The sequence below is a fragment of the Marinomonas colpomeniae genome (assembly GCF_014803385.1).
Classification (GTDB): Bacteria; Pseudomonadota; Gammaproteobacteria; order Pseudomonadales; family Marinomonadaceae; genus Marinomonas; species Marinomonas colpomeniae.
In genome coordinates this window covers 528,652-555,627 of sequence record NZ_JACYFC010000003.1, presented here as the reverse complement: position 1 = coordinate 555,627, position 26,976 = coordinate 528,652, and the positions used below count along the sequence as shown (strand labels likewise).

Below are 26,976 nucleotides of genomic sequence, written 5' to 3'. Positions count from 1 at the left end.
ATTAGAAGAGAATGCTATGAAGTACAAAGCTGAAAAAACGAAGCTTCACTACATCAGAAATGAATCAACCACGACTCCCGTCATTAATTATTCAGGTCATGATGAATTACAGGAATATAGTGATGGCTATCGCTTTCAAGAAACCGATATTATTAACGCTAGGTCTGCAACCGGCACTGCTTTTAACCTAGATAAACAAGGTTTTGAATTGGTCTCATTTACGCCAAATGATGTAGATTTTCTAGATCCAAAAGCAGTAAAAAGTTCCTATTACACTGAGGTAGAAGCGCTAATAAAAGAACAGATTGGGGCAACGCATGTGTTTGCTTTTGACCATACTGTCCGTCGTGGATTAAAAGACTCTAACCGACATCCGGCTTATCATATTCACAACGACTATACTCATGAAACAGGCTCAAGCAGAGCGGTGTCAGTACTTGGAGAAGAGATTATTAATCGCTTCGCAGGTAAAAGAATGGTTCAAATTAATGTTTGGCGATCTATTGCAGGTGTTGTTAACAAAGATCCTTTAGCATTTATGGACCATCAGTCACTAGATGAAAAAGACTTAGTAAAAGCCAAAATCGCCTTTAATGATATAAAAACAGGAGAAAAGCACCACGGTGAAATTTTTGCGGTGAAGCAAAATCCAGCGCAAAAATGGTACTTCTATCCACAAATGGACTCAAGCGAAGCAGTGTTAATCAAAGGCTTTGATAGTGACAAGTCTAAAGCACACTTTGCAATGCACACCGCGTTTCCATTAGCAGATCAAAATGAGAACAGCGTACCAAGGCAAAGTATAGAAACGAGAACCTATGCTTTCTTTGATGTTTAACTCATTGTCAGTATACAAGCGCTTGTAATGGGGTATTTGCTATTAGATAATTACTATCTTAGTCGTAGGAAGATGATCATGGGTAAAAGAGAAGAACTCTTAAAAGTCGCTGAAGATAAGGTACGCTCTGGCGGTTATAGTAATTTTAGCTTTAGAGAGCTGGCAAATGAAGTCGGCATCAAAAACTCCAGCGTTCACTATCACTTTCCAACTAAAGCCGATTTAGGCGCCGAATTAGCGCACCAATATACAAATGCCTTTTTAGCAGCATTAGGTGATATTGACGACATAAAAGCACAAGGTAAAAACCCAATTGATGTCTATACTGAAATTTTCAAAGGGGCTTTATTAAGAGACAATCAAATGTGCTTATGTGGCCTTTTAGGGGCACAAAATGAAAGCTTGCCAGAAAAAGTACAAGTAGAGGTAAAACGTTTTTTTAAGAAGAACCTAGCGTGGTTAACCGCGGCTCACACAGCTAATGGCGAAACCGATCCAGCACATGCAGCCATTACGACGGTTAGCTTACTTGAAGGTGCAATGATGATTAGTAAAGCACTTAATGATCACAGTTACTTTAAACTTGCCACTCAGTAAATATAACTATTCCATAGCACTCATTTCTTATATCTACATCTTTCTTTTTGACAATATTTTTCAATAAAAAGCCAGTTTGATTAACAAACTGACTCTTCGTCAAATTCATTAAGAATTAAAAAATCTCGTTCTATTTTTCGTAGACCACATACAATTTTTTAGCTTGTTCTACCGTTTCCCAAACACCTGAAAAACCAGCAGGAATAGCAAACATATCGCCTTTATTTAAGGTAATAGAGCCGCCTTCAGAATCGTAAACAATAACTTTACCTTCTAATAAAAAGCAGACCTCATCTTCCGTATAGCTAACTTTATGAGACCCAGGCTCGCCCTGCCAGATACCAGCACCAAATGTTTCGTCTTTATTGTCAAAGCAATGCCAAATTAATTGAGCAGGATTTCCAGACACGATTTTATCTTTATCAGGCATGTAATGTTCTAACTCTGCCTTATCTTCCCCAATAAGCTTGATATTATTAACTGACATACAACTTCCTTTGACAACTGCCCTGCTTTATCAATTTATTAGAAAATCAGAGCGTACTATTAAAAAAATCATGATAACAAAAAAGCGCATCAAGTACCCAAAAGAACAACATTACTTAATCGCACTATTTACTCATATTGTCTGTTCAAACTGTCTGTTCACATTATATGTCTACATAAAAAAAACAAAAAAAGAGGCCCGAAGGCCTCTTTTTTAAGTAGCAATACTTTAGATTTATTTCAAATCTTTAGCGTAGGCTTCTGCAATTTCTTTTTCAGCTTGGGCAGCAGATGTTGATAGCAAGTTAAACCACTTATCACCACCTTCTATGTTGCCTTTAAACCAGCTGTAAACAGGTTCTGCAGATTTTTTAAACTCTGCTTTTTCTTCTGGTGTTGGTACATATAAAGTACCACCACTTTTAGCAAACTCTTGATAAGCATCAATAGACTTACGTTTTGGAGAAGCGAAAGTCGCTTGTTGCAAAGCATCAAAACCATCAACCATTACACGACGTAAATCTTCAGGCATACTCATAAACATATCGTTGTTCATGTACCAAAGTGCAGACATGTAAGCATGGCCATCAAGCGTAAGGTATTTCAAACCTGCTTCGGTGAACTTCATGCCCATGATATCAGTGATACCATTTTTAGAGCCTTCTACAACACCGGTTTGGAATGAAGTAAACAAATCACCCCAAGGAATTGGCGTTGGACTTGCGCCCATAGCACGTACTAATTCTTGTGGTAAATCAGCAACAACCGTACGCATTTTAAGACCATTCAAATCGTCTGGTGTTTTTATTGTGCGCTTAGTGTTGGCAAAGTTACGCCAGCCGCCAGTATTACCAATAGTCATTAGACGTACAGTATCACCAGAATCTGCTAAGATTTGTTTACGTAGTTCACGAGTGAAATCACCTTCTAGCACTTTCTCTGCAACACGGTCATCAGGTAACAAGTAAGGTAAATCCAATACTTGCACATAAGGGTACATAGACGCGGCCCCACCTGTTGTTGAGATATAAACATCTAATGAGCCATATTCAAGCCCTTCAAGACATTCAACGCCGTTACCACAAAGCTGTGTACCCATATAAATATCAATGGCAATACGACCATTTGAGTGAGCTTCAATGAAATCTTTAAACACGACCAAACCATCATAGTCTTCGTCGTTTTCATTAGAGTTGGCGACTGCACGCAAGTTAAATTCTGCGGCTTGGGCTGCACCACTAAGTAGTACACTCGCACCAATTAACGTAGCAGCAATAACATTATTTATTTTTGTTTTCATGAACATGATGTGTCCTTTTGCTATTTTGCATTTCTATTTAAAAATACTACCCTGAAACCAGCCCTAGTAGCCTAGGAATCGTCATGGATAGAGAGGGGAAAAAGGTTATTAAAAAGATCACCACAACCTCAACCGCAAGGAAAGGAAGTATGGCCTTTGAAATTGCTTCGATGCGCTCACCAGAAACACTCGATGCCACAAATAGCACCAGTCCCATAGGTGGCGTTGCTAAACCTACTGTTAAGTTCACACTCATAATGATAGCGAAGTGAACAGGGTCTATACCTAAGCTGATAAAGATAGGTCCTAAAATTGGGCCTAAAATAATAATGGCAGGGCCAGCATCAAGAAACATACCGACAATAAACAATAAGATGTTAATCAAAAACAGTAGAATTAATGGGTTTTCACTAATAGTTAATACCCATTCAGCCAGTATCTCTGCACTATGAGACAGACTAACCACTGTTTTAAACGCAATAGCCGAACCGACCAACAAAAGTACAACAGCGGAAGCTTTTGCACCTTTTATAAATATGGCAGGCAAATCTTTCAAAGTAACGGTTTTCATTACCCAAACACTAATAACCAAGGCATAAACAGTGGCAACAGCGGAAGCTTCCGTTGGTGTAAATATCCCACCTATAATACCGCCTAAAATGATAACAGGTGCAAACAAAGGCAAGATGGCATGACGAGTCGCATGACCACGCTCTTTCCAAGAAGATTTAGGCCCAGCGATAGGAAAGTCGTACTTTTTAGCCATTAACGCCACGATAATCATCAGTGAAACGCCAACTAGAATACCCGGTACAATACCCGCCGCAAACAAAGCGGCCACAGACACTTCCATAGTATAAGCATAGATAATCATAATGCCGGAAGGTGGGATAATTGGACCGATAACCGAAGACGCAGCCGTTATCGCCGCCGCAAACTTACGGCTATAGCCATTCTTTTCCATTGCTGGAATCATCATCGAACCAATGGCGGAAGTATCTGCGACAGCCGAGCCAGACATACCTGCAAATAACATACTTGATAAGATGTTAACGTGAGCCAAGCCGCCACGAACGTGACCAATAAAGGACTGAGAAAAATTCACTAAATTAAGTGTAATTCCACCTCGGTTCATTAACTCGCCCGCTAACATAAAAAATGGGATAGCCATTAAAGGAAAGGAATCAATGCCGTTATAAATATTCCTAAACAACAAGGAAAGATCACGTTCCATACCTGTTGAGAATAAAAGCACACCAGGCGCTGCCAGCATGGCGAAAAACACAGGCATACCGATCAGCAAAAGTATTAAAAACAAAGGTAAAAATAGCGCTAACATAGTGTGTACTCTTGTTATTTTTTTCGTCTATGTATTATATAAAATAGATCCGTTTATTCTGGAATAGCTGGTGCAGAAGCATCTAATACACTCAACTCAAAATCTTTTTTATCCCCAAGAAGACAGCCTATTTCTCGCAAGCAAAGTTCAATATTGGCTAACAGCATAGTGAAAAAGCAGACAGGCATTGCCAGATAAATCCAAGCTCTAGAAATATGAATAGTGGCTGCTCTAGATCGAAAGCCACGCTCAAAGAAATCGATACCAAGAGTCACTAATTTATAGAGGACAATTCCGGCACCAATATAGAGTAAGAGTTTTAAAATTCGGGAAGCGCGCTCAGGAAGAGCATATATCAACATGTCGATGGCGACAAAAGAGCCTTTTCTATAGGCTTCACCAGCCACAACAGCCATCATCCAAATCATAAGAGCACGAGCGGTTTCTTCTGGCCAAGGTAAGGCATTGTTAAGAACATAACGGCAGAACACCTGTAATAGAATGACACTAACCATTCCTGTCACTAGTACCCAAGCGATATTGCGTCCAATAAGGCCAATCACTTCATTTAGTCTTGCTAAATAGTGAACAATTTTTTGCAAAAAAAACATTTTTTGCTCCATGAAAATCTTATTTTTATTTTTATAACTCCTCTACACCAAATAATAAAGACACAATGATCATTATAAATAGTGTAAAGGGCTTTTTCTAAAGGTTACGTTTACTTAACGTTCGGCCTATGGCACTTCTTGACCAGCGGCAGCCGTTAGTAATTCAAACCATGTTTCTCGATCTATTTGAACATTCATCGCGTTTGATAACGTTTTGATACGTTCTGGATGATTAGTCCCAACAATTGGCAAAATATTAGCTGGATGCGCTAACAACCAAGCAATCGCTACTTGATCAACTGTGCAATTCTGTTGCTGACAAATACGATCAAAAATCGGTTTCAATCTTGCTGTTTCAGCAGACTGTTGGAACAATGCCCCACCCGCTAAAGGTGACCATGCCATTGGCGTCAATCCATCTAACTGGGTTGCAGACAAATCACCATTAGTAAATACATCACGGTTAAGCAGGCTCATTTCAACTTGGTTAACAACCAATGGGTGTTTCATGTGTGATTGCAATAAACGCCAATCCCACACTTGAAAGTTTGAGATACCTACTGCACGCACTTTGCCAGAATCAATAAGGGCATCAAGCGTTTTACCTGTTTCTGCAGCATCCATAAAAGGATCTGGGCGATGAATAAGTAATAAATCTAAATAATCTGTGTGTAAATTTTTCAGACTATTTTCAAGGCTGTTTTGAATGTATACGGCACTAGTGTCGTAAAACTTACCTTGTCGTTGTGGGTATTTATCAGAAGGTATTGCAATATCGCACTTGGAGATTAACTGCATTTTAGAACGAAGACTCGCGTCTTGCGCTAGGGCTTGACCAAAAAGACGTTCGCATTCGTAATCGCCGTAAATATCAGCATGATCAAAACTTGTAATGCCTTGATCTAGGCAAAGATCAATTTTTTCTCTGACATGGGCAGTAGATAGGTTGTCTGCATCAGCTAAACGCCATACACCATAAACAAGACGGCTTAGTTGAATATCGGACTTACCAAGTTGAACCATTTGCATTCTTAATGACTCCAAAATTTTAATATCTAAGTCATTTTTCATAAAAAACGACGTTTATTTTTATTATGAATACCTCACTTAGTCTTTGTGTCTTTCACTTAATTAAGTGTGACAAGCAAACCCTAAGTGGAGTTGTATATTTACATTATCAGTGTATTCTATTGATGTAAATCAATAGTGAATGAATTTTTCTTTATTTTACATAATCCACACTTATTAAGTGGGTTTGCTAAAAAAATTGACGGCGAATAAGGCTCTAACTCACACAGCAAGACAGATAAGCCATTGGCTTTTTACTTGTATCAGGAGTCGAATAACCAGCTTAATTATCTTTAATTAAGCTGTAGAATGACAAATCATTCTACCAAACGGAGCAACTAAGTGACTGATAAAAAAACAAAAAAACAGTTACCACTTTATATTCAAATTGGTGAGTTATTACATAGGGAAATTGCCGCTGGTCATTGGCTTCCAGGTGAACGATTACCTGTAGAATCCAGCTTAGCTGAAACTTTAGGTGTTGCCATTGGCACACTAAGAAAATCATTAGCAAAACTAGAAGAAGATGGTCTATTAGAAAGACGACAAGGCTCTGGCACCTATATAAAAAGAGTCTCTGGTAGTCGTGCAATTTACCAATTCTTTCATTTAGAACTACTTGGCGGTGGTGGCGTTCCTACCGCAGACACAATTTCTTTAGAAGTTGATAACGACTCTTTCGTATTAGATCAATTAAAAAACGGTGACGCGCCGAAGCAGCTTTGGTGTATCCGTCGATCTCGTTATTTAAACCGTCAACTGGTGGCCGTTGAGCAAATATGGTTCCGCCACTCCCATGCGACATCATTGAAATTAAAAGATTTACATGAATCACTTTACCTTCACTACCGTGAAAACTTCTCCTTTTGGATAAGTCGGGTTGAGGATGAAATTGATTGTTTAGAAGCGCCCGATTGGGTTTCTGAACAATTAGGGCTTAAGCCACAGCAAGTAATACCACGAGTACAGCGACGCAGTTGGTCGAACGAAGGAAAAGTAGAAGAGTTTTCTTTGACTTGGTACGACCCAAAAAAATGCCGTTACTTTGCCCGTTGGCACTAAGCACATGTCATTTAAGTACATGTCATTTAAGTACATGTCATTTAAGTACATGCCATTTAAGTACATGTCATTTAAGTACATGTCATTTAAGTACATGCCATTTAAGTGCTAAGCATTTAAGTGACAAACATTTAGGTTTTAAAAAGTTACGTATTAACAATGCATAAACAACTATCAATCATTAACAAAAATAATAAGAGGTTATAACAATGGAAAAGTCTGTTCGCTATGGTTTGCTAGGTTGCGGCATGATGGGCCAAGAGCACTTGCGAAATATTGCCCTTATCGAAGGGGCAGAAGTCGTTGCTATTACAGAGCCAGATGAACAAATGCGAAAACGCTGTACGGACCTAGTGCCAAATGTACGTTTTTTCGATTCATTAGAAGCCATGCTCGAATCAAATCTGATCGATGCTCTTGTGATTACCACGCCAAACTATCAGCACGCTGATCAGTTACTGCAATTATTTGAACAAACCAAACTGCCTATCCTAGTTGAAAAGCCTGTGGTTAGTAATCTAGGCCAAGTGGCAAAAGTAAGACAAGCCGCAGCGAATCACCCTGCTCCAGTTTGGGTTGCCATGGAATATCGTTACATGCCACCTGTCGCACAATTTCGTAAACAGATTCTCTCTGGCGACATTGGGCCGTTAAAAATGCTTAACATCCGTGAGCATCGTTTTCCTTTCCTTGAAAAAGTACAAGATTGGAACCGTTTTAATGAAAAAACAGGCGGCACGCTTGTTGAGAAATGCTGTCACTTTTTTGACCTAATGCGTTTATTAACACAATCTGAAGTAACACGTGTTTATGCCTCCACAGGACAAGACTGTAACCATCTAGACGAAACTTACGATGGCAAAACGCCAGACATTATCGACAATGCTTTTGTAGTTGTAGATTTTAACAGCGGTCAACGCGCTTCCCTTGACCTAAACATGTTTGCTGAAGGCTCTCGCTATCAAGAAGAGATATGCGCTATTGGCCCACAAGCTAAAATAGAATGTTTTGTACCTGGACCAGGACGTTTTTGGCCAGAAAAAACATTAGGACCAGCACCTATCCCTAAAGTGGTTCTAAGTCCTCGTCATCCAAAAGGCCCAATTGAAGCAGATATTCCTGTTGATGAAGCCTTGCTCGATGCCGGAGATCACAACGGCTCAACCTATTACCAACACCTAGGTTTCTTTAACGCGATTACTCAAGGCACGCCTGTTGATGTGTCCATTGAAGATGGCTTAAGAGCGGTTGTTATTGGTCTTGCTGCGCAACATTCAGCACAAACAGGCCAAGCAGTTACCTTACTAGATGATGGTTTTAGTTTCTAAAACCATCACTCGATATAAATTTATTTAATACAGTAATATCAATAGCTTATGAATTAATACGGTGTTTTTTAATTACAATTCATTCACTATTGATTTACTTATTGGGATATTCTGATTAGAGTGTTTTACAGATTCAGCCCTAACCCCTTTTTCAAGCGGTTAGGATTTTGCCAACACACCCTATTTAAATTGGGAGCAAACATGAGCGTTATAATTTCCAAACTAGAAGAACAAAAACAAGTAAATGGGTTGGATTTTCCGTTATTAGTAACACCTGAAAATGCAGAAACAGCTCAAAACGAAGCAAGTTTTTTAAAGTGGATTGAAGATAACAAAGCAGAGCTACATGGCTTGTTAATCAAACACGGTGCGGTTTTATTCCGTGGTTTCCCTGTTAGCTCATCTGACCTTTTTGAAAAAATGTTAGATAAGACAGACTATAAGAACATGCCTTACGTTGGCGGTGCTGCACCTCGAACGCAAGTAACGGCTTCTCGTATAGTAACGGCCAATGAATCACCAGCGACTGAAACTATTCCATTTCACCATGAGATGGCACAAGTCCCAACGCCTCCAGGTTACATTTTCTTTTATTGTGACAAAGCATCAAAAACAGGTGGCGCCACGTCTATTTTGCATTCTGGCGAAATTTGTAAAAAATTCTTCGACCTTAATCCTACCTTTGCGAAAAAAGTAGAAGAACAAGGTGTTCGTTATATCCGCGTTATGCCAGAAGTAACAGACACGAGCTCTGCTATCGGACGTTCATGGAAAGAAACCTTCAATGTCACCACCAGAGAAGATGCTGAAGCACGAATGACAGAAGCAGGCATGAACTGGGAATGGCTAGAAGGCGGTGACTTAAAAACCGAAACCGCTGCATTAAAAGCCGTTCGTTTCGATGAAGAAACGCAACAAAAAGTCTTCTTCAACTCCATTGCTGCCGTTTACTCTGGTTGGGACGATGCCCGCAACCAAGGTAAAAAGGCCGTCGCTACAGCAGATGGTGAGCTAATGGACGATGATGTTATGACGGCGTTGATCGAAGAAATGCGCATTAATTGCGTCAACTTCAAATGGCAAGATGGAGACGCACTTTGGATTAACAACCATACGGTACTTCATGCACGCCAGCCATTTGAAGGCGAACGCAGAATTCTAGCGTCTATATCGTTTAAAGAATAATTAACACGATTGACATAGTAGATAGAAGACAGAAAAAGAAGACACAAAAAAAGCAGAATCGGTTGAATCGCATTCTGCTTTTTTATTTCTCAAATTTATAACGCTTACGCTTTCGGTGTAGACGCCAACAAGGCGGTTAACAAATTCCAAAAATCCGCAACAGAATCTATTTCCATGCGTTCGGTAGGAGAATGCGCACCACGAATATTCGGGCCAAACGACACCATTTCCATACCAGCGTATTTCGCACCAATAACACCACACTCTAAGCCAGCGTGAATCACTTTTACATTCGCTTCCTGACCCGTTACGGTTTTATGCACTTCAAGAAAATGCTTTAACAACCCCGCTTTAGGGTCTGGACGCCAGCCCGGATAACCATTTTCTAATGTCACAGTCGCTTCTATTAATGAAAACGCCGATGTCGCAACATGAGCAAGATGCTCTACCGCAGAATCAACCAAGGAACGCACCAACAAACAAGCATCAAATACTTTTTCACCTTCATTCGAGCTAGCAAGATTAATCACCCCAAGATTACAAGACGTCTCTGTCACACCTTCCAACTCAGCACTCATACGATGTACGCCATGAGGTGCGCAATAAATCGCACTCAACAATCGATTCTTCGCACTGGCTTCCAGCTCATAATCCAACTCGGCAGGCACAAGGCTTACCGTCAAATTTGCTTCTATGCTGCTAAATTCTGCTTTTGTTGCTTGTTCAAAACCCGCAATGAAAGACAACAAAACCGCTTCGTCTTTTTCATCTACATTAATGGTCGCATTCGCATCACGGGAAATAGCATTACGCAAAGTACCGCCAGAAAACGCGCTTAAACCAAATTCACATTTTTCATTGAGCAAATTCAACAAACGGATAATCAACACATTCGCACTGGCAAGGCCTTTATGTATATCCAAACCTGAGTGACCACCACGCAAACCAGATACCGTAATTTCAAACGCTTTATTGTTATTTCCAGCAGGAACAGCGGCATAATTTTTCTTAATATTAATATCCACGCCACCAGCACAACCGATGTAAACATCACCACGGTCTTCGGAATCTAAATTAAGCATTATCTTGCCATTCAGAATCCCCTCTTCTAACTGCAAGGCACCGCGTAAGCTTGTCTCTTCTTCAATGGTAAAAAGCGCTTCAATCGGCCCATGAGCCAAATCAGTAGACTCCAACACAGCCATCGCAGCGGCCACACCAATACCATTGTCTGCGCCCAGCGTTGTACCGGTTGCATGAACCCAACCATCGATAACCTGAGTCACGATTGGATCTTTCGTAAAATCATGAAGGACACCCGCATCTTTCTGGGCAACCATATCTAAATGGCCCTGAAGCACAACGGTTTCCCTGTCTTCCATGCCTTTTGATGCCGCTTTACGGATCAAAAGATTGCCAACAGGATCAACGTAAGTTTCCAGCCCTAATGCCGTCGCCCATTTAATAAGATGATCTCTCAACTCTGCTTCGTAGTAAGACGGTCTTGGTGTATTACACAAAGTTTGAAAATGTTTCCAAATCGCACTAGGTTGTAAGGTGTTTAATACTTCGTTCATCACGCTTCCTTTAGACCGTTAAACAATAATGAAATCAACAATAAAGAAGAGCACCGATTGAAGCAATCGAAATAAAGACAGGACTGATAGAGAAAACGTATGTAGAAGACTTTAGCCACCCGATACAGAGTTATGTTGAAACCACCAGAACTTGAATGGACCACAGAGGCTATAAGCTCTTACCGTTCGGCAAAGAAAACAGCAAATTTTTAGACGACGTCTCAACACTCTGGACATGGCTAATGACGATTAATTGACTACTCAACCTCACTCGGGAAGTACAAGGTAAACTTACTGCCTTTTCCAAGGACGCTTTTCAGTTCTACTCTTCCTTTATGATCCTGCATGATTCCGTAGGTAATAGATAAACCGAGACCGCTGCCTGTGCCAACTTCTTTGGTGGTAAAAAAGGGATCGAATATTTTTTCTTGAATATCTTTAGGTATCCCTGTGCCGTTGTCTTGCACTGAAATAAACACTTCTTTCTCAATAACACCACTTATGATTTGTATACGCCCATTTTCTTTTAAGGCATGTCCAGCATTAATAAGAAGGTTCAGAAGCACTTGCTGAATCTGACCAATGTTGCATTTCACCTTAGGAATATTGCCGAGTTTTGTTTCCACTTTCACTTTGTACTTTAATTCATTGTGGGTAATTTTTAAGGTCTTTTCTATTGCTTCATTCAAGTTAGACAATTGCATTACTTGACTGGGATTCGAATGGGAGAATTCTTTTAACCCTGCCACTATATCGCGTATCCGTTCTGTTCCATCAATAGTATCGGTAATTAACTGAGGGATATCTGTCTGTATAAAATCAATATCTTGTTCTCGAAACCAGCGATTTAGATCTTTGATCGGCTCGTTAAGATCACCTGTCTCTTGGTCGATTAATTGTTTGGTTTTGTCTATCGCGTCAATGTAAGTCTGGCTGTATTCTTTAAGCGTGCGCATGTTACTCATGACATAACCGACTGGGTTATTTATTTCATGAGCAACACCAGCAGCCAGTGTCCCGATAGACGCCATTTTTTCGGATTGAATAAGTTGTTCGTGCGTTTCTTGCAGTTGTTTGTTAGTTGATTCGAGCTTTTTAATGTTTTTCTCAAGCTGAAGCGTTCTTCGTTCGACTCGGCTTTCCAGTGTTTGATTAAGTTGCTTCAATTCTTTTTCATAGGCGTCTCGACGCTCTACAGCTTCTGTCAGCCGGGATGTCATTTGATTAAAGGCATCGGCCACCTCGGCCACTTCATCATTACCTGTTATAGGAATGGTTATGTTTGTGTTACCAAGAGAAATCTGATTCGCCGCTTCTCTTAACTGCCCCAATCGGTTTGTTAAGTATGTACCAAGTAAAAAAGAAAACAGAGCAACAAGTAGCATTTCACCAAAGGCAATTGTCGCACTCCAATATCGGGCTTCTTTAATCGACTGACTTAATGTCGAAGTATCAATACCCAATTCAATTATGCCGAATACCTGACCGCCCTCTTCGATTTCAGTTCTAATATCAAACACACCATCGGTTACACTAGAAACATCTTGGTCTTCATTAAAAGGACGCTTTAATAATACTTCATCACCAGATTGAGCAAATACATCCCCTTCCGGTGTCAGAACTTTCACGTACACCAAATCAGGATTTTTCATCAGTTCATTTGTGTAGTCATCCAATGACGCTAAATCATAGGAAATAACCGCATCTTTTGTCGTAGTAGAAAATAAAGTAGCCGTTGTCGTGGCGCGTTTATATAAGCCATCGTAATTGGTTGATTCCAGATAATTTAATGTCATCGAAATCAAAATCACCAACAAAATAGCTTCTATGAAAGCAACACCCAATATCGTCTTTAACCTTAATGACACCTATAACATCCTATCCATTGCTCTGTTTCGTGGGTCTATCACTCAAGTAGGTGATCCAACAACGTAATATCAAGTTTGCGAATATCATCCCACTTTTCATTTGACGCCGCTTCTAGCCCCATAAAATTTAAGCGTTTTAGTAAAGCCATTGCTTCGGGGTCATTGTTCATTGCCAGCATGGCTTGAACAATTTTGTCTTGAGTCACTTGAGACACTCTAGGATGTGCAGCAATCGCATGAGAAGTGTATGGATTGGTTTGCCATAATACTTTTAACTGCTCTCGTATTTCTGGAGCGGTATTGTTGAAGGTTCGCATGACACCACCGCCAGCAGGGAAAAATCCGCGCGCAACATTGATATAGACGGAATCATGTGATGAGACATACTTCGGAGTGAACTCAATATTTTCCTGAGCAATTTGTGCTCTGGGTAAAATACTGGCCGCAAATGCCGCAGGAGAAGGAAAAGCCATCTGGCTATTTTGAAGGTCGGCTATAGACTCAATTGAGCTGTCTTTACGAACCACCAAAATACCTCTGATTTTCTTATCTTTTTGCTTTGCTATGGCTTGATATCCAGGTTTCTGATGGAAAACCACATAGTGATATGGGTTCATATAAGCAAGGTCATATTCCCCTGCTAATAAACGTTTCTCAAATTCAGGTATATTCTTTGCTGTTGTAAACTGAATCGTCACGCCGGCATATTCACTAATATATTGAAGTACAGGTGACCATAGTTCAGCCAGCTTTTTAGCTGATTGTTGAGGCACAACGCCAAAGTTGAGCGTTTGTGCATAGCTCATGGTTGAGAACAAAATAGACACGATTAACAGTAGACGTATTTTCACTCATTTCTCCTAAAAAATTAGAATTATTAATCTAACTGTAGGGCTTTTATGAGAAAAAAACATTCGATCTAACAAGATTTTACACAATGCCTTATCGTTACTAACAAACCCAATAACATGGCATTTTTCATGGCGGCTACATTTGCCAATATAGAGTTAAAAAAGATTGGAACCCCGCCGAACACAGCAAGCCATATAGTGGTAATAAGGGGTGTCTTATAAACTAATTTACTCTTTCCTTAACCTTGGCATATCCAACTCATCTTCCTTGAAAAAATGCACGGTAAGCCCTTGAAAATACTAAATTTTAGGCTGAGTCCTGTTAACGCCCGCCTAACACACAATGTGTTGACGTGGCTTTTTGCGTTGTTTGCCAAAACCATGACAACTCAACATTGTCGGAGTTTAGGCGCTTGTTAAATGTTGATTCTTAATTATTAGGTTGGTTGTTTTCAAGCCAGATTGAGACAACAACAGTAATAGTTTCTTTTACAGTTTCAAAGTTATTGTAATCGCAGCCGTGTGAATCCAATCCATTTAAAGTTTGGATGGCTAGCTCTTTCGATTTCTTATAATCAAGATCGAATTGCCCCATGATTTCGTTTGTAGCTCTTTCGATATGTTCTTTGCCATATCTATCTTCATATTTTTTATTCATAGATAGTACATTTAACGCTTTGCTAAGCGGCAATAAAATAGCAGGCTAAAATTAGCGAGGAACGAGCAAAAGCCAGCTGTTTTTTGTCCGTTTGAGCAACTTGTTAAGTGCCTTGTTCCACCAATGCCCTGTATACAGACTGCCCAACACGCTCAGCTAGTTTTGCTGGAACGGCATTCCCTAGTTGTCGCATCACTTCCCCCCAAGAACCCTGAAAGTTAAAGTGATCAGGAAAAGTTTGTATTCTCGCGCTTTCTCGAACAGTAAAATATCTAACGCTACCATCTTCATAACGAATCATATTTTCCCCTCCGGGAACGCCATGCGCACCAGCTTTAATAGCTTTTGATGGTTCATCAATATAACTGCCTGTATGACCAGGATACATTTTGGCGCCATCTTTAAAAATATGCTGATTGAAATGTTGGGCATCAGCATGCATAGGATCTGGTAGATCAGAAATAGCATCACGGACAGTCACCCAAGGCAAACTTTCTGGTTTAAATAATCCATATTTTTTGCGAATTTTTTCTGCTTTCTTAGCTATTTTTTCGTCAGGAACAGGCATTGGTAATTGATGTCGATTCCAATATTCACCCGAAACCCATTTATCCCACATTAGTGAATCTTCTGAATGAGTAACTTCAGGAAAAGTCCAATTTGCATCAATATCAGATCGATAACCAATAAAAAAAATTCGCTCACGTTTTTGAGGAACACCGTAATCTGCGGCATTTACCAGTCGATATATTACTTTGTATTCTAATTCTGTGTGTTCACATTGAGTATGATAACGCTCAAGTCTAGCCCTATGTTGCTCCCAAGACTCATCAGCTTCCTTATCAAAAGATGGGTATTGAAGTTGTAAAACGATATATTCAAAGTAATCTACAAATGACTTTCTCATTAACCCTTTGACGTTTTCAAAGACAAATGCCTTAGGTCGCTTTTCACGGATTGCACGGACGGCTTGAGGAAACATATCTCTCGTATCTTCATTACCTTTAGCTTTTCCACCCATGGAAAATGGCTGACAAGGCGGCCCTCCAGAAATTAGGTCAATTTCATCTGATACACTCATGTAATCGAAGTTGACAACACTGCCTTCATATAGGTTTTTACCAAAATCAAATACACTATTTGCTCTGATAGTTTTGCAGGCATCTTTGTTCAGTTCTATAACAGCTTTGTGGCGAAAACCACAATTTGATAAGCCGAGAGCTAAACCGCCTCCACCAGCAAAAAGTTCTATTGAATTCATGTAACCTCTATAATGTTTGAGCTTTAAACCTTGTGAGTGTAGTTTACTAGTTTTTCGAGAATAAAGCTCTCATCCCGAGGTGCTCCAGTAAGCTTTTTAGCATAGTCTCTACCCGGGTGAATAGTATCCCATTCTGAAGGCTGTTGATTATATCGTCCTGCGCCGGGGGCATTAATACCGAAACCATCGATATAAGAGTTCCATAACGGATTGTACTTTCGAATTAAATACGATTCGATAGCACTAATCATATCTGTAGCAATTCCTTCAATAATCATAAAACGACAAACAAATTCACTTTCATTTAAGTTTTCAGCTTGTTTGATACTACTTAAATGTTTAGTAAGTCTACTCCTTAGCTGTTTGCCTGCTTCACTCTTTATTCCTTGCCTAGAACCTGTAGGAACGGCTTTTCCTACATAAATGGGCTGCATAGGCTGTAAGTAACCGTCATAACATGTATTTGATGTAGATTTTAGAAAAAGCGCATAAACTCCAGCCCCAGAAAAACTAGGTAAATTGTCCAATTGATGAAATGGAGATCCTTCAAAGAATTCAAATGTTGGTTTTACTATGGCATCAATTGATTCATCTGATATTTTGGCTATGTGTTGATTAATGTCGAACAAACTAAATTTCCTTAATAATGCTTGCAGATTTGGGTAGGCACTTAACAGTTTAATAGTGCGCATGCGCGTTTACACATTTTCAAAAGCTTCTAATTTTCCCTATAACCTACTGAATTTAAAACTATTAACATTGATATCAACAAAATCCAAGACAGGCTAAACGAGCATGCGCGTTATCACTTTTATCCCCAGCGAGTTATCTCCACACTGAAAATGCTTATCCATTGATACTAAAAGACTTTTTATTTATCTACCAGTATAAACGCGCAGAGCAATGATTATTTTTTAGACAAAACGAGCAAAAAATTGGCAACCGAAAAAATAGACTGTATATTTACACAGTGCTTTTACTTTTATACACAAGGAGTGTGTGCCGATTATTTTTGAAATGGAGGTTCAAGATCTTTTCTCAACTTTATTCGAACTGAACTTCGCTTACTCGGTTATAGCTTAAAAACTGAAAAATTTTATTTGTATTGGATTAAGTACTTTATTCGTTTCCACCAACTCAAACACCCAACGAATATGGGTTCAAATGGAACCTAAATATCTCACAACACCATCTTCCGCATTCCTCTTGAAGAAAAACACTAGACCCACCAGCGGTAATCATTCGACGCAATCCCGATTGCGCGACCTCATGACGTTTACGAGTCAGTGTTTGAGACAAAAAAAGCAACCAATAAAAGCTAATCCATACCTTACGTAATATATCGACTAGGAAGTGTTCGTGGTATCTATAAGCAATGAGACGCTAAAGATCTAAAAGAGAATTTTTGCTTTTCTTTTAAAATGAAGTTTTGCGGATCTGGGCAAACGTCACCCACCCAGCAGGGCGGAAAAATACTCATGAATACAAAGCATTTGAACGGAGTTTGATGTCCTTACAAACAACAAAAACAAAAAAAGACGCACCTCTGCGTCTTTTAAAAACCACCTTAGAACTAGGTTCTACCCTATTTACGTTCTTTTAACGCACCTGCAGAGAAGGTAACGAACTCTTCTGCGCTGGTTGGGTGAACACCCACTGTGGCATCGAAATCGGCTTTCGTTGCGCCTGCTTTTAGCGCGATGCCTAAGCCTTGGATAATCTCGCCAGAGTAGTCGCCTACCATGTGCGCGCCAATCACTTTTTCATCGGCATTGTTAACCAGCATCTTCATCAAGGTTCTTGATGTACCGCCACTTAACGTATGTTTCATCGCACGGAAGTCTGTCTGATAAACACGGAAGTCTATACCGCGTGCTTCTGCTTCCTGTTCAGACAAACCAACTGTACCAATGGCTGGTTGGCTGAATACAGCCGTTGGGATGTTGTCGTAGTCAAAGTCAACTTCTTTTCCATCAAACCAGTAATCGATTAACGCCATCGCTTCTTTGATCGCAACAGGCGTTAGCTGAATGTTGTCAGTCACATCGCCTAAGGCGAACACGCTGCTTGCTGTGGTTGTGAAATTTTTATCGATTTTCACTGCGCCGTTTTTACCGAACTCAACGCCTGCTTTATCCAGTTCTAACGAACCCACGTTTGGCACGCGGCCTGTGGCGTATAAGATCAAACCAAAGCGTTCAGAAGTGCCGTCTTTAAAGTGAACCATACGCTCGCCTGCTGGATCTTTTGGATCAAGCAATTCAATACGATCTACATCAGTATTCAAACGAACATCGATGCCAGATTTGTTGTACTCTTCGCTGGCAAATGCACGAACGTCTTCATCAAAGCCACGTAGTAATTGATCACCACGATAAGCAAGCGAGGTATCCACACCTAAACCATTCAAGATGCCAGCAAACTCAACGGCAATGTAACCGCCGCCGACTACCAAGGCTTTACTTGGTAAGGTGTCTAAGTAGAACATTTCATTAGAGCTAACCACCAAATCGCTGCCCTGAAATTCAGGAATAAAAGGCTTCGCGCCCACAGCGATTAAGATGCGCTCTGCTGTGTAGGTTTTGCCGTTAACCATAACCGTGTGAGCGTCTACAAAGCTCGCAAAACCAGAAATAACTTCAACACCTGCGTTACCCAGCATGTTGCCGTAAATACCGTTTAGGCGTTCGATTTCTTTGGTTTTATTGTCTCTTAACACAGACCAATCAAATTGGATGCCGTCGTGCTTCCAACCAAATCCAGCCGCTTCACCAAAGCCATGACCATATTCAGACGCATAGACAAATAATTTCTTTGGGACACAACCGATATTGACACAAGTGCCGCCTAACGCGCTGCCTTCAGCAACCGCGACTTTATAACCTTTAGATGCCGCAACACGACTAGCACGTACGCCGCCAGAACCTGCACCAATAACAAATAAATCGTACTGATAAGCCATTAAGCTCTCCAATGTTTGTTCATTAAAATCATCCCTTGAGTGTAACAGGGGTTTTTGAAAATGTTAAAAAGAATCACTTTATTAGCATGATCAAAAAAACTAACCAATTCTAACGGTTTAAGCACTTTATGAGTGTGTAACATCTAGGTATGATTAAGGAAATTAAACGTGGAATGATTATCATGAAGTTTGTCTCTTTTAACATTAATGGTTTACGCGCTCGACCACACCAAATAGAAGCCTTAGTAGAACAACACTCGCCAGATGTTATTGGCCTACAAGAAATTAAAGTACATGATGATGCGTTTCCTCATGAGATCCCTGAATCTGTTGGCTATCACGCTTATTATTATGGTCAAAAGTCTCACTACGGTGTGGCTATCTTTAGTAAGCAAGAAGCGACAAAAGTAGAATACGGCTTTCCAGGCGATGATGAAGATGCTCAACGTCGTATGATTATTGCCACTTTTGATACGCCTCAAGGTCCTATTAAAGTGCTGAACGGTTATTTCCCTCAAGGTGAAAGCCGTGATCATGAAACCAAGTTTCCTGCAAAGCGTAAGTTTTACGCGGATTTAATGGATTATCTTGCGTCTCATTCAGCAGATGAAAAAATTATTGTAATGGGTGATATTAATATCTCACCAAGTGATTTGGACATAGGTATAGGCGAGCCTAATGCAAAACGCTGGTTAAAAACGGGGAAATGCAGTTTCTTGCCAGAAGAAAGAGAATGGCTTAGTACACTGATGAATTGGGGCTTCACTGATACTTATCGTTCACTGAACCCGACAAAGAATGATCGTTTCAGTTGGTTTGATTATCGCTCAAAAGGTTTTGACGATACGCCTAAACGCGGCTTAAGAATCGATGTTATATTATCATCAACGAGTCTAACGCCTTACTTAAAAGACGCCGATGTAGATTACGATTTACGCGCTCTTGAGAAGCCCTCTGATCACGCACCAATTTGGACTAGTTTTGATCTAAATAAATAAATATTACTATCAATACAACTGTTCAAATTTTGCACAAAAGAATGGAGCGGCCGCCCTATATGATAAGAACCACTATTATTTAGGTCTACCCCCAGATTTATCCACAGACAATGTGGATTGTTTACACAATTCAACGCAACACAAACGAGAGTAACAATGACAAGCGAAACACTTACCATGGAAGATATGTTGAAGCAGTCGACGGAAGCGGCGGTTTTTTTAAAAGCACTCAGTAATCAAAATAGACTGATGATTTTATGTCATTTAATTGAAGAAGAGCTTTGCGTTACTGCATTGAACGAAAAGCTCCCTTTAAGCCAATCGGCTCTTTCTCAGCATCTTGCGATATTAAGAAAAGATGGCTTAGTCACTACTCGACGTGAGTCTCAGACTATTTACTACAGCCTAGGCGATAACAGAGTAAAAGAATTAATCCAAACTCTGCATCGCCTCTTTTGCCCTACTCTGTAGGGTTAAAGCTCCAATTAACCTCCTATTTATTGTAGGTAATTAGAACTTGCAAACAGTCTATGCTTACAGAAGATCATAGCTAGTAGCTTATATTGCGATACCGTATAAAACTGGCAAACCTCGGTACACCACGCTTCGTAAAGCCATGATATTTATAGGTTACCAGATCGCCTTTTTCTGGCGGAGAACGTCGTTCTTCGTCAGAAAAACCACTGCCTATTTTGAAACGAAGACCAGATGGCATTTCAACCAAAATAGACCCCATCATGTCAGCGTATTTTCCTGTGCTATTTAACACTTCTACCACTGTCGCTTCTGCGTCCATATAAGGCTTTAGCTTGAGTAAGTTGTCTGTGCGACCATTCACAAAGCGCGCTAGCTTACGATGCAATATAAGACCCTCTGCACCTTCTTTAACGTAATCCTCTAGTACTTGATTCAATTCTTGGTTGTTTTTGACTGTGAATTGTTTGATAGGAATAACATGAGGTAATTCGAGGGAGTTTACGATACTGGTATACCGTTGATACCTTGCTTCAAATGTCATGATTTTTTCTGCATCGGGCGCATCAAAGATCATGTAATGAATTTTTTGCCACTTTTTATCAATGGGATCATTTTTTCTTACGGTCGACATGATGAAGGAAAAGTCATTACGTTTTGACCATAGCTCACCATCCAACCAAATTTGAGGGAGTTTTTCAGTAAACCAGCTTGGCGCATTAATAGGATTTCCTTGACGAGTAACCAGTGCCTCACCCGTCCATATGGCACGAATTCCATCGTACTTTTCACTCACTAAATAGTCTTCTACCTGAATGCCTTCTATGAATGTATTGGCTAGCTGAACATCTGGCTTGGCTTGTATAAGCATGGGAAATAAACAAAGACATAAGGCGACATATTTTTTCCAGTGTTTTTTCTCCCAACAACTTTCTTTGCCGTTTTCACCTTTCTTTTTGCTTATGTTCAGACGTCCGCTGTTTAAAAACTTCCTTTTAAAATACATAGCTCACTCCCTTGAGGTTTATAAAAGTGCTGTCCATAGCACTCAATTAAACTAAACAATTTTATTTAAGGAATCAAATTCTTCAATTTGTCTGTCTGTTTGCTTTTTTGTTTGCCTGTTTATCGATGCCATAAAAAAAGCCCATATTCGTCACGCTAAATTAACGTGAAAAATATGGGCTTTGATTTTATAAGGAAAAACTAACTATTTAGTGAATGCCTTATAAGTATCTTATTGGCTTAGCTGAACAATCAACTTGTTCATGCGGCTAACGAACGTCGCAGGATCTTCAAGTTGACCGCCTTCAGACAAGGTCGCTTGTTCAAACAACAACCAAGCCATGTCAGCGAAACGTTCTTCATCAGATTCTTCATTCATTTTAGCAACAATCGGATGATCAGGGTTCACTTCAAGAGACGGCTTAGAATCAGGAAGCTGTTGACCAGCTTGCTCCAATAAACGACGCATCTGTAAGCCCATGTCGTTCTCGCCAACCACCAAACACGCTGGTGAATTAGTTAAACGATTGGTTGAGTTTACGTTTGCAACTTTTTCAGCCAATACTGTTTTCATGCGATCAAGAAGCGGCTTGATTTGCTCTGCTTTTTCTTCTTTCTCTTTTTTCTCTTCTTCGTTGTCTTGATCTGTTAGGTCAAGCTTGCCTTTGGTTACGTCTTGGAAAGATTTGCCTTCAAATTCTTGTAAAGAAGACATCATCCATTCGTCAATACGATCGCTTAGTAGCAAGACTTCAAAGCCTTTCTTACGAAGAATCTCTAGATGCGGGCTGTTTTTCGCCGTGTTATGGCTTTCCGCATAGATGTAGTAGATCTTGTCTTGACCTTCGCTCATACGCTCGATGTAGTTAGCAAGCGACACTGTTTGCTCAGGAGCATCTGTATCTGTGGTACTGAAACGTAGCAAAGCGGCAATTTTATCTTTATTGCCCATGTCATCTGCTGGACCTTCTTTGATGACATTACCGAACTCATCCCAGAATTTTTGGTAATTTTCTGGTTCGTTTTTCGACATTTTGCTTAGCATGTCCAAAACACGTTTCGTCAATGCAGAACGCATAGAGTCTACCGCGTGGTCGTTTTGCAAGATTTCACGAGATACATTCAAAGACAAATCGTTTGAATCAACCACACCTTTAACAAAGCGCATGTATGGAGGAAGGAATGCTTCAGCTTCATCCATAATGAATACGCGCTGTACGTATAATTTAAGGCCGCGCTGCATGTCACGATTCCAAAGATCGTAAGGTGCTTTTGCAGGAATATACAGCAAGCTGCTGTATTCCAATTTACCTTCTACTTTGTTGTGAGACCACTTCAAAGGTTCTTGATAATCATGGGAAATGTGCTTGTAAAACTCTTGATATTCTTCTTCTGTCACGTCGTTACGAGGACGTGTCCAAAGTGCTTTCGCTGAGTTTACTGCTTCGAATTCTGCAACTGCTGCTTCATCAACAGGTTTAGGGTTACCTTCTTCGTCCATTTCTGGATAAACCGGTTTTTCCATTTCAACAGGAATAGAAATATGGTCAGAGTATTTTGTCACCAAAGAACGAAGACGGAAATTATCGGCAAAATCTTTTTCGTCTGTTTTAAGGTGTAATGTAATGCGTGTTCCGCGAGTCGCTTTGTCGATGTTTTCAATTGTGAATTCACCAGAGCCGTCAGATACCCAACGTACGCCTTCTGCTTCAGTAGCGCCTGCACGACGAGTTTCAACCGTTACTTTATCCGCAACGATGAAAGCGGAGTAAAAGCCTACACCAAATTGACCAATCAATTGGCTGTCTTTTTTCTGGTCGCCGCTCAATTTTTCTAAAAATGAAGATGTTCCTGATTTCGCAATCGTACCTAAGTTGGTGATTGCTTCTTCACGAGACATACCTACGCCATTGTCATCAATGATCACTGTATTTGATTCTTTATCAAATTCAATGCGGACACGTAAGTCTGGGTCTCCAGCGAGAAGGTCTGCGTTAGCGACAGACTCAAAGCGAAGCTTGTCTACTGCATCCGATGCATTAGAAATAAGCTCTCTTAGAAAGATTTCTTTGTTTGAGTACAAAGAATGGATCATCAAATGAAGTAGTTGTTTAACTTCCGTTTGGAATCCTAACGTTTCTTTTTGAGTATCAGTTGCCATGTTGTAGCGTGCTCCTATTTGAATGAACCTTTGAACAAAATTCAAAGGTGTATTTCTTTTGACTAGTGCACTGTAAATAAAGCCTCTTGGCGTAATTTCAAGAGGCTAAGACACAATATTTTTGTGGTTTTTTAAAACAAAGCTTGGAATCGACAAAAATAAAGCGAGAAAGAGCCTAGAAGTAAGCAATTATTTCGCTGAGAAATATCAACATTATTGGACGAGCGATCGAATAAACAAAGGAAGGGGGAATTTATTTTTTTCTAATCAGGGTTAATCCGTCACCAATAGGAAGCAGTGATAACTCCACGTTGTTGTCTTGATGTACTGTACTATTCAACTCACGGACGATACAGGTGTCTTTGTCCGTAAATGCTTCATCAGCCACGTTACCCCACCAAAGTGTGTTGTCGATCACCATACAACCGCCAGATCTAAGCAACGACTTACTCAAGTGATAGTATTCCAGTAGATTTTTCTTATCTGCATCAATAAAAATGAAATCAAAAGGGTCTGATTCATGGTTATTAATGGATGCTAATAATGTCTGCATGACAGGCAAAGCTTTATCACAATAGGTTTCGACTCTGTCTTTGACTCCAGCTTGTTCTAAATAACGTGTCGCGATGTCTAACCACATTTGCTTTTTTTCAATCGCAACCAAGCTGGCATTATTTGACATTGCCATGGCCATCGATAAGGTGCTGTAGCCCGTAAACACACCAATTTCAAGAATCTTCTTTGGGGCTTGTAACTTTATTAATAACGATAAAAACTGCCCTACTTCTGGAGAGAGTTGCATTCTCGCCATGTGGTATTGCGCGGTTTCGCGTCTTAATTCTTTTAATAGATCAGTTTCTCGAACGGAAACATCGACTAGGTACTGATAAAGCCGATCATCTACCTTAACGGTACGATTAACCGGCCTATCATCTTCTGGTAATGGTTTAGGGAAATTAGGAAGCATGGGATTTCATCACGAGTCCACGGCTCAATGTTTTAAATGTTTTAGAACGGAATTCACGACGGTAAAGTACGGCAACTACCATGATACTTGCTGCCATACAAAAGTAAGGTCCAAGAAACCAACCGCAGAATGCCATGCCGAAATAATATGACCTTAATCCATAGTTAAATTGGTTCGCTGCTAAGCTACAAATTTGCGCCATATGATTGGCGTACAATTCTCGCTCGCTGTCTTCTATGCCTCGTTCTGTCGCTAAAGGTGCGCTTCCTACTAATACGGAGCAAAAATTATATTGTCGAACAGACCAGGTAAAAGTGAAAAAAGCATAGGCAAAAATAACCACCAACACGATAATTTTAAGCTCCCACTCTTGTGGACTCATTGGTGCTAGGAAGTAAAAATCAGACAAAATACCCAAAGCTTTTTCTGAGTAGTTAAATGCGGTAAACAAGCCAGCGATTATCAATAAACTGCTGGATGCAAAAAATAAGCTGCTTCGTTCTAAATTCGCCATCACTGAAGCATCGGCAATTCGATTATCTCGTCGTAACAACCGAGACATCCACGCCAACCTAAATTGATGAAGCACGCTGACTAAACATGCTCGACGCTTAGAGTTATATTGCGCGAATAAAGAGTAACCCCACCAAGACGCAAAAAAAACAAACAGCGTGGCTAGGTCAAGGGTGTTAAACATTAAAGAGATCGAATGGCTTTCCATAATTCTACTCTGCTTAGATAACCGTTTTTGAAGATATTATTAGACCACTTTTCATTTTATATGTCCCTGATTACTCTTATAAAATTAGCAATCTATTTGCTATTCATTAGGAATAAACTAAATCCAAAGGTGCAGAAGAAAAGTCTTGCATAGACTGTAAATATCGGTAATATTCGGCCTCGTCAACACGACATGCGGATGTGGTGGAATTGGTAGACACGCTGGATTTAGGTTCCAGTGCTTCACGGCGTGAGAGTTCGAGTCTCTCCATCCGCACCATTTAAATTACTGCCCTCCTTTTTATTTCTAGTTTATTTTTTCTTACCTTACTTTTCCTATTACTTATTTTGCTACAAAAAAACCGAACCCATTGCTGAATTCGGCTTTTTATATTTACGCCTCTACTAACAACACATCTTTTAAAACGTCAGAATTCATGCTGTTAGTATTTTAAGTAGACGCTTATTTTAATTTCCAAGCGACTTCTTTACCTGCAAAAAACGGCACGATAAGCTCACCATTCGGTAAAGTAATATTTCCTGGCACTTCCCAAGATTTACGTATCAAGGTGACGCTTTCTGTATTACGCGGCAATCCGTAAAAGTCTGCCCCATGAAAACTCGTGAAGCCTTCTAGCTTATCTAACGCATCTAGTTCATCAAATACTTGCGTGTACAGCTCTAATGCCGACCATGCACTGTAACAGCCAGCACACCCGCAATCTGACTCTTTGCGATCCTTAGTGTGTGGCGCTGAGTCTGTTCCTAGAAAGAACTTTGGCGAACCAGATTTTACGACGGCGCGTAAGGCTGCTTGATGCGTGCTTCGCTTTAATACAGGTAAGCAATAGTTGTGGGGGCGCATACCGCCGTCCAACATGTCGTTACGGTTTAATAATAAATGCTGTGGCGTAATTGTTGCTGCAACACCATCACGGGCAGACAAGACAAAGTCTGCAGCGTCTTTTGTTGTGATATGTTCAAACACGATTTTAAGATTTGGTACTCGGTCGACAATTTTCACCATATGCTGATCAATAAATTCTTTCTCGCGATCAAAGATATCAATGTGTTTTTGCGTCACTTCACCATGAATTAGCAACAACATGTCGTTGTCAGCTAAGGCTTCAAATACTGGGTAAAGTGATTCAAGTGAATTTACACCTGAATCTGAATTTGTCGTTGCTCCAGCAGGGTACATTTTAGCGGCCAATACACCTGCGGCTTTCGCGTCTTTAATATCTTGTACGCTGGTTTTATCCGTTAGGTAAATCGTCATGATAGGCGTAAAAGAGCTGCCCTCTGGACGTGCCGCTAATATACGCTCTTTGTAGCTTAAGGCTAACGCAGCTGTTGTAACTGGCGGCACCAAATTAGGCATAACAACCGCACGGGCAAAGCATCGCGCTGTTGCAGAAACCGTTTCAAGCAACATGTCTTGATCACGAAAATGTAGATGCCAATCATCTGGCTTAATTATAGTAATTTCGTTCATCATTGGCCTTTTTGATTTTTAAATTCAGGATGGAAAGAGCAAAGCAAAGCATATTAACAGAATCTTATCTTAAGTAGCAGAGCCGAACACTCTTGTCTTGAATCATAGGCAGACGAATAGACATAAAAAAACCGAACCCTTAAACAGGATTCGGTTTTTTAAGAT

At 40.1% G+C, this 26,976-nt stretch carries 25 protein-coding genes and 1 tRNA gene; 9 read left to right on the top strand and 17 right to left on the bottom strand.

Features of this window, described 5'->3' with window-relative positions; all coding sequences use genetic code 11:
- The first annotated feature begins 16 nt into the window (after positions 1–16).
- Both IF202_RS11945 and IF202_RS11940 read left to right on the top strand, forming a co-directional pair.
- Positions 17–838 carry a CmcJ/NvfI family oxidoreductase gene (locus tag IF202_RS11945; protein WP_191595119.1) on the top strand — a complete coding sequence of 274 codons (822 nt, stop codon included), beginning with the start codon at positions 17–19 and terminating at the stop codon, positions 836–838.
- A gap of 78 nt (positions 839–916) precedes the next feature.
- On the top strand, positions 917–1,435 hold the full coding sequence (locus IF202_RS11940) for a TetR/AcrR family transcriptional regulator (protein WP_191595118.1): 519 nt from the start codon (positions 917–919) through the stop codon (positions 1,433–1,435).
- A gap of 130 nt (positions 1,436–1,565) precedes the next feature.
- On the opposite strand, the gene IF202_RS11935 is transcribed toward IF202_RS11940, so the two are convergent.
- From IF202_RS11935 to IF202_RS11915, 5 genes are all read right to left on the bottom strand, one after another.
- Positions 1,566–1,922, bottom strand: coding sequence for a cupin domain-containing protein (locus tag IF202_RS11935; protein WP_191595117.1), 357 nt, complete (start codon positions 1,920–1,922; stop codon positions 1,566–1,568).
- A gap of 234 nt (positions 1,923–2,156) precedes the next feature.
- The gene (locus IF202_RS11930; protein ID WP_191595116.1) at positions 2,157–3,221 is read right to left on the bottom strand and encodes a TRAP transporter substrate-binding protein; all 1,065 of its coding nucleotides are present in this window, start codon (positions 3,219–3,221) and stop codon (positions 2,157–2,159) included.
- A gap of 46 nt (positions 3,222–3,267) precedes the next feature.
- Positions 3,268–4,560, bottom strand: a complete 1,293-nt coding sequence (locus IF202_RS11925; protein WP_191595115.1) for a TRAP transporter large permease — start codon at positions 4,558–4,560, stop codon at positions 3,268–3,270.
- 53 nt (positions 4,561–4,613) lie between these two features.
- The gene (locus IF202_RS11920) at positions 4,614–5,171 is read right to left on the bottom strand and encodes a TRAP transporter small permease (protein ID WP_191595114.1); all 558 of its coding nucleotides are present in this window, start codon (positions 5,169–5,171) and stop codon (positions 4,614–4,616) included.
- Between the two features lie 126 nt (positions 5,172–5,297).
- Positions 5,298–6,200 carry an aldo/keto reductase gene (locus IF202_RS11915; protein WP_191595113.1) on the bottom strand — a complete coding sequence of 301 codons (903 nt, stop codon included), beginning with the start codon at positions 6,198–6,200 and terminating at the stop codon, positions 5,298–5,300.
- Positions 6,201–6,581: 381 nt separating this feature from the next.
- On the opposite strand from IF202_RS11915, the gene IF202_RS11910 reads away from it, so the two are divergent.
- From IF202_RS11910 to IF202_RS11900, 3 genes are all read left to right on the top strand, one after another.
- A complete protein-coding gene (locus IF202_RS11910; protein ID WP_191595112.1) occupies positions 6,582–7,301 on the top strand; it encodes a GntR family transcriptional regulator in 720 nt (239 codons plus the stop codon).
- 209 nt (positions 7,302–7,510) lie between these two features.
- Positions 7,511–8,629: a Gfo/Idh/MocA family protein gene (locus tag IF202_RS11905; protein WP_191595111.1), complete on the top strand. Its 1,119-nt coding sequence runs from the start codon at positions 7,511–7,513 to the stop codon at positions 8,627–8,629.
- 201 nt (positions 8,630–8,830) lie between these two features.
- Positions 8,831–9,814 carry a TauD/TfdA family dioxygenase gene (locus IF202_RS11900; RefSeq protein WP_191595110.1) on the top strand — a complete coding sequence of 328 codons (984 nt, stop codon included), beginning with the start codon at positions 8,831–8,833 and terminating at the stop codon, positions 9,812–9,814.
- A gap of 104 nt (positions 9,815–9,918) precedes the next feature.
- Here IF202_RS11900 and IF202_RS11895 read toward each other — a convergent pair whose 3' ends face one another.
- The 6 genes from IF202_RS11895 to IF202_RS11870 all read right to left on the bottom strand — a co-directional run bounded on the left by IF202_RS11895 (position 9,919) and on the right by IF202_RS11870 (position 16,658).
- Complete coding sequence (locus IF202_RS11895) at positions 9,919–11,391, bottom strand: aminoacyl-histidine dipeptidase (RefSeq protein ID WP_191595109.1); 1,473 nt, start codon at positions 11,389–11,391, stop codon at positions 9,919–9,921.
- Between the two features lie 257 nt (positions 11,392–11,648).
- Positions 11,649–13,259, bottom strand: a complete 1,611-nt coding sequence (locus IF202_RS11890) for an ATP-binding protein (protein WP_191595108.1) — start codon at positions 13,257–13,259, stop codon at positions 11,649–11,651.
- Positions 13,260–13,297: 38 nt separating this feature from the next.
- Positions 13,298–14,110: a phosphate/phosphite/phosphonate ABC transporter substrate-binding protein gene (locus tag IF202_RS11885; protein WP_328797224.1), complete on the bottom strand. Its 813-nt coding sequence runs from the start codon at positions 14,108–14,110 to the stop codon at positions 13,298–13,300.
- Positions 14,111–14,540: 430 nt separating this feature from the next.
- Positions 14,541–14,768, bottom strand: coding sequence for a hypothetical protein (locus IF202_RS11880; protein ID WP_191595107.1), 228 nt, complete (start codon positions 14,766–14,768; stop codon positions 14,541–14,543).
- Positions 14,769–14,871: 103 nt separating this feature from the next.
- Positions 14,872–16,029: a DNA cytosine methyltransferase gene (locus IF202_RS11875; protein ID WP_191595106.1), complete on the bottom strand. Its 1,158-nt coding sequence runs from the start codon at positions 16,027–16,029 to the stop codon at positions 14,872–14,874.
- A 23-nt stretch (positions 16,030–16,052) separates the two neighbouring features.
- The gene (locus tag IF202_RS11870; RefSeq protein ID WP_191595105.1) at positions 16,053–16,658 is read right to left on the bottom strand and encodes an Eco29kI family restriction endonuclease; all 606 of its coding nucleotides are present in this window, start codon (positions 16,656–16,658) and stop codon (positions 16,053–16,055) included.
- 417 nt (positions 16,659–17,075) lie between these two features.
- On the opposite strand from IF202_RS11870, the gene IF202_RS11865 reads away from it, so the two are divergent.
- Positions 17,076–17,204, top strand: a complete 129-nt coding sequence (locus IF202_RS11865) for a phage integrase N-terminal SAM-like domain-containing protein (RefSeq protein WP_328797225.1) — start codon at positions 17,076–17,078, stop codon at positions 17,202–17,204.
- A 410-nt stretch (positions 17,205–17,614) separates the two neighbouring features.
- On the opposite strand, the gene gorA is transcribed toward IF202_RS11865, so the two are convergent.
- The gene (gene gorA / locus IF202_RS11860; RefSeq protein ID WP_191595104.1) at positions 17,615–18,991 is read right to left on the bottom strand and encodes a glutathione-disulfide reductase; all 1,377 of its coding nucleotides are present in this window, start codon (positions 18,989–18,991) and stop codon (positions 17,615–17,617) included.
- Positions 18,992–19,173: 182 nt separating this feature from the next.
- Here gorA and xthA point away from each other — a divergent pair, with 182 nt between their 5' ends.
- The gene (xthA, locus tag IF202_RS11855; protein ID WP_191595103.1) at positions 19,174–19,989 is read left to right on the top strand and encodes an exodeoxyribonuclease III; all 816 of its coding nucleotides are present in this window, start codon (positions 19,174–19,176) and stop codon (positions 19,987–19,989) included.
- Between the two features lie 156 nt (positions 19,990–20,145).
- On the top strand, positions 20,146–20,460 hold the full coding sequence (locus IF202_RS11850; protein WP_191595102.1) for an ArsR/SmtB family transcription factor: 315 nt from the start codon (positions 20,146–20,148) through the stop codon (positions 20,458–20,460).
- Positions 20,461–20,539: 79 nt separating this feature from the next.
- On the opposite strand, the gene IF202_RS11845 is transcribed toward IF202_RS11850, so the two are convergent.
- The 4 genes from IF202_RS11845 to IF202_RS11830 form a co-directional block, all read right to left on the bottom strand.
- Positions 20,540–21,469: a DNA ligase gene (locus IF202_RS11845; protein ID WP_191595101.1), complete on the bottom strand. Its 930-nt coding sequence runs from the start codon at positions 21,467–21,469 to the stop codon at positions 20,540–20,542.
- 231 nt (positions 21,470–21,700) lie between these two features.
- Entirely contained in the window at positions 21,701–23,629 is a 1,929-nt protein-coding gene (gene htpG, locus IF202_RS11840) for a molecular chaperone HtpG (protein ID WP_191595100.1), read from the bottom strand.
- Positions 23,630–23,882: 253 nt separating this feature from the next.
- The gene (locus IF202_RS11835) at positions 23,883–24,596 is read right to left on the bottom strand and encodes an O-methyltransferase (RefSeq protein ID WP_191595099.1); all 714 of its coding nucleotides are present in this window, start codon (positions 24,594–24,596) and stop codon (positions 23,883–23,885) included.
- Complete coding sequence (locus IF202_RS11830) at positions 24,586–25,317, bottom strand: DUF599 domain-containing protein (RefSeq protein ID WP_191595098.1); 732 nt, start codon at positions 25,315–25,317, stop codon at positions 24,586–24,588. The genes IF202_RS11835 and IF202_RS11830 overlap by 11 nt, the downstream gene beginning before the upstream one ends.
- Positions 25,318–25,511: 194 nt before the next feature.
- Here IF202_RS11830 and IF202_RS11825 point away from each other — a divergent pair.
- Positions 25,512–25,596 (top strand) — tRNA-Leu (locus tag IF202_RS11825).
- A gap of 183 nt (positions 25,597–25,779) precedes the next feature.
- Here IF202_RS11825 and pyrC read toward each other — a convergent pair.
- Positions 25,780–26,811, bottom strand: a complete 1,032-nt coding sequence (gene pyrC / locus IF202_RS11820; RefSeq protein ID WP_191595097.1) for a dihydroorotase — start codon at positions 26,809–26,811, stop codon at positions 25,780–25,782.
- Between the last annotated feature and the right edge of the window lie 165 nt (positions 26,812–26,976).